Origin of the sequence: Myxococcus vastator, from assembly GCF_010894475.1 — a bacterium.
Taxonomy (GTDB): Bacteria; Myxococcota; Myxococcia; order Myxococcales; family Myxococcaceae; genus Myxococcus; species Myxococcus vastator.
Genome location: NZ_JAAIYB010000663.1, coordinates 1 through 3,334, shown reverse-complemented (window position 1 = coordinate 3,334; position 3,334 = coordinate 1). Strand labels below are relative to the sequence as shown.

Genomic DNA, 3,334 nt, shown 5'->3' with positions numbered 1-3,334 from the left:
TGCTCCACCCACGGCCCCCACAGCCGCTGCTGCACTCCCTGCGACAAATGCGCCGACCCGTCCGACCGGCGAGTCGCGTGGACCCCCATCCACGCGTCTTGCCAGCGGCTCGCGGTGCGCGCTCACCACTCCCCAGCGGGAGCACGCCTTCCCACAAAGCGCGCCATGGGCCCCCACCCAGGCACACTCCCTCCCGCCGGTCTCGGACGCGCCCGTCTTCCGGGCACGTCAAGTCGAACGGGCCGGCCAACCCCTACACGCCCTCAGTGCATCGCCGTACGTCCATCTCCCGTGTCCGGGGACACGCGCCGCGTCCCGGAAGGACGCTCGAAGTACTCGACGACCAGCCCACCGAAGGGCACCCGCGGGCCATCGGCTCGCGGGTCCTTCATCCGTTGGAGGAGCGCCACCGCGGAGTCCACGGCTTCGTCCACGGCGCGGTTGATGCGCTCGCGCTCCCAATCCCCGCCGCCGAGCACCTCGGAGGCATCCACCAGGCAGCGCCGCAGCGCCGCGAATTCGTCATAGAGCGAGCGGGCGCCCCGGTGCGCCGACAAGCGCAGCACCGCGCGCGTGCGGCTCCAGGGGCTGGACTCCTCACCCGCCAGCGTCCGGCCCAGCTCGCGGATGAAGGGCTCCACCAGGTTGTCCAACTGGGTGGGCGCGCCCTGCGACGCGTCCGAATCGGGCGCCGCCAGCACCATCCGCCGCCACAGCGCGGAGATTCGATCCGGCTGCTGACGGAAGAACCGCGCCAGCACGGCTGCCTTACGTCCACGCTCGCTCATGTCCAGTGCCTTCCGCATCGCGTACGGAGGCCAAAGCAATCCATCGGCCAACGCCCCTGGGATACGTCTTCCCAGTGAAATCAGCCACTTGCCTTGAAGGGAGGGGTAGGCAGCGGAGCAGGACGCCCGTAGAAACTACAGCCCCCGCCCTGTAGCCCTGGCAGGACGGAAAGGGCGGCGCTCAGTGGAGGGTGGGCTTCGGCGGCCGGCCATGGGGGCCGTCCTCGTCGTCCAGCTCACCCGGAAGGTCGCTGACGGCGCTGTCCGCGGGCGCCTCGCCGTCCTGGGCCTCCAGGTGGGCCTGGGTGCCCTGCGAGCCCGCGGGCCAGTCCGGCCAGGTGGAGTCTCCGGCGCTCACGGCGGCGCCCTGGGCCTGGGCCTGCGCGGCCTGGGCGGCCAGCAGGCGCAGCGCGGCGTCCTCCGCGGCATCCTGGGCGGCCATCTCCGCCAGCTTCGCGGCCCGCTGCTGGCGGCGGCGGGCATAGGCGGCCACGCAGAGGAAGGACGCGCCCAGCCAGACGAGCGCGGAGCTGGTGGTGAGCGGGAGCCAGCCGTAGCGCGCGGCCAGGCCTTCACGCCAGTCCGTCTCCTCCACCAGCAGCGAGGTGCGGAAGGCCTTGCCGAAGGCCGTCTCGAAGGGCTCGCCGCGCGCCACGCCGTCCACCAGCGCGGCCATGGCCTGGGGGCCGAACTTCGCCGACAGGTGGGCGACGAAGGCGGCGCTCTGCGCGTAGGCGATCTCCACGTCCGACGGCACGTCCGGCCAGGCCCGGTCGAGGTGCTCGAAGTGGAAGACGCGCTCCTGGGTGACGGCCCGGAAGAGGGCGGAGTAGTGCGTCAGGGAGTAGCGCTCCCCGGTGACGTACTGCGCGACGCCTTCCTGGAACCAGCGGGGCCACGACGGGGCCAGCTGTCCCAGGGCCACGTGCGCCAGCTCGTGCCGGAGCGTCTGCTGGCCCTCTGGCTCGTGGAGGCTGCGCGCGTCCAGCAGGATGATCTGGTGGGCGGGGTAGGCCAGCGCCACGGCCCAGCCCGGGGGCTTGCCGCCGGGCAGCGCCAGGGCCTCGAACTCCGCGCGGCCCACGCCCAGGCGAACCTCGGTGACGCCCGGCCAGTCCTTGCCGAGGATGGTGCCGAACCTGTCCCGCACGCCTTCAATCTGCCGGGACAGCTCGTGCGCGGCCGCGGTGGCGGCGGCGGTGTGGAGGATGCGGAAGCGCTCCGTCGTCACCTCCCCGCTGGCCTGGGGCGGACGCGTCCGGGGCACCAGCGCGGCGTCATTCACCACGTCATGGGCGTGGGTGCCATGAGGGCCGCCCGGTTCCTGGGCCCAGGCCCCGGAGGCGGCGAGCAGCAGGAGCAGGACAGGCAGGTGGCGCATGTGCGGCGGCCTCACGTTCCCACTGACATAACAGCCTCGCCCCCGGTTGCCGCAACCTCACCGCGCGGCGCGGCGCGTCAGGAGTCGCCGTTGGCCTTCTTCTGGGACAGATAGGCCACGTTGTCCTCGACGCGCGCGTAGTCGCGGTCCGCGAAGGTGGGGCTCTTGAAGGTCTCCAGCAGCTTCTGGTGGGCCTCCAACACGGAGCGGACCTGCGACTCGAACTGGGTGCGCTGGCGCTTCAGCTCGTTGATGTCCTCCACCACCTGCACCAGCCGCTGGTGGGCGCCGTGGACGATCTTCTCCGCCTGGTGTTCGGCGTCCGCGATGATGATTTCCGCTTCCTTCTTCGCGGCGTCCTTCAGGTCCTCGCTGATGCGCTGGGCGGTGACCATGGTCTCCTGGAGGGTGCGCTCCCGTTCCTGGTGTTGCTCCACCTTGAACTGGGTGCGCTTCACTTCCTCCTTGAGCGCGATGTTCTCCTTCACCACCTCCTCGAATTCACCGGCGATGAGCTCGAGGTAGGCCTCCACCTCACGGCGAGAGAAGCCGCGCAGGGCCGTTTCGAACCGCTTCTGCCGGATGTCGAGCGGAGTGATTTTCATGACGCCGCAGTGTAGCCCAGGGGCGTCACATCTCCAGGAATCGGCCCTTGACCTGGGCGCCGGCGCTGGCGGGGGGGGCCCGCATGGCTGCCCGGCGAGCGGGCGTCAGCGGCGCGGCGCGTCCCACTGGGACACGACGGTGCGCGCGGCGTTCTGCACCCCCGCGGTGAGACGCGAGTCCACGGCGGCGTCCTGGACGGCCCGGCGCGCGGTGGGCGTGCGCTGGAAGACGAGCCCGTTGAGCGCCTGGATTTTCAGCGCGTCCGGCAGCCGGGGGTGGCGCACCACGTTGGCGAGGAGCTCCTCCGCCCGGGGATGCTGGAACAGCGTGACGGCCCGCAGCGCCGCCTGTTGGATGCGAGGGTTGGGGTCCCACAGGAGCGTGGCCAGCGCATCCAGGGCGCGGGCGTCCCCCAGCAGCGCCAGGTCTTCAATGGCGATGGCGCGAATCTCCGCCGGCGCTGGCCGCACCGCCCCCAGCAGGCCCCGCAGGAGGGCGGCGTCGTCCGTCGCGGGCGCCGGGGCGGCCTTGGCCGGGGGCGTGGGCGCCGGCCCCGAGG

The 3,334-nt window shown here is 72.1% G+C and carries 4 protein-coding genes; all 4 read right to left on the bottom strand.

Going from position 1 to position 3,334, the window contains the following annotated elements; translation table 11 throughout:
- Positions 1-263 precede the first annotated feature (263 nt).
- On the bottom strand, positions 264-806 hold the full coding sequence (locus G4D87_RS35755; RefSeq protein WP_163787243.1) for a hypothetical protein: 543 nt from the start codon (positions 804-806) through the stop codon (positions 264-266).
- A 163-nt stretch (positions 807-969) separates the two neighbouring features.
- Positions 970-2,169, bottom strand: coding sequence for a peptidase MA family metallohydrolase (locus G4D87_RS35750; protein ID WP_205507855.1), 1,200 nt, complete (start codon positions 2,167-2,169; stop codon positions 970-972).
- A gap of 77 nt (positions 2,170-2,246) precedes the next feature.
- Entirely contained in the window at positions 2,247-2,774 is a 528-nt protein-coding gene (locus tag G4D87_RS35745; protein WP_163787238.1) for a DivIVA domain-containing protein, read from the bottom strand.
- A 105-nt stretch (positions 2,775-2,879) separates the two neighbouring features.
- On the bottom strand, positions 2,880-3,334 hold a 455-nt coding region (locus G4D87_RS35740), incomplete at its 5' end, for a HEAT repeat domain-containing protein (RefSeq protein ID WP_240358874.1).